This is a genomic window from Rossellomorea vietnamensis NBRC 101237, from assembly GCF_001591825.1.
GTDB lineage: Bacteria > Bacillota > Bacilli > Bacillales > Bacillaceae_B > Rossellomorea > Rossellomorea vietnamensis.
The window spans coordinates 1-527 of sequence record NZ_BCVQ01000122.1 but is presented as its reverse complement, the minus strand read 5'-3'; the positions used below and the strand labels follow the sequence as shown (position 1 = coordinate 527).

Sequence of the window (527 nt, the reverse complement as noted above, 5' to 3'; positions counted from 1 at the left end):
TCCTTGATCTGAATGAATTAAGAGCTCATCACCTTTATTTACATGTTTTAATCCTTGTTCTAACATCGTCTCGACCAAATCATATGTTGGCCTGGATTGGATCGTATAAGTAATAATCTCTCCGTTAAATAAGTCTAGAATGGGGGACAGATAGAGTTTTTGACCGAACAATTTGAACTCTGTGATGTCTGTGACCCATTTTTGATTAGGTTTATCGGCTCTAAAATTACGATTTAGGATGTTGGGAGCCACTTTGCCAACTTTCCCTTTGTAGGATTTATATTTTTTCATTCGCACAATGCATTTAAGGCCCAATTCTCTCATGATCCGAAGAACTTTCTTTTTGTTAATATCGTGACCTTTTTCTTGAAGAACGTCCGTAATGCGACGGTACCCAAGACGTCCTGAGTGTCTATGGTAGATGAAATTAATTCTTCTTTTCCATTTACGATCAGGATCTGGTTGGTCTAATTTTTTTGTGATGTGATAGTAAGTACTTTTAGGAAGCTTAGCTACTTTTATCATTC

The 527-nt window shown here is 36.6% G+C and carries 1 protein-coding gene; it reads right to left on the bottom strand.

Annotated elements, in window-relative coordinates; translation table 11 throughout:
• Positions 1 to 527 (bottom strand): IS3 family transposase (locus tag BVI01S_RS21955; RefSeq protein ID WP_156477385.1); only part of this gene is annotated, 527 nt, incomplete at both ends.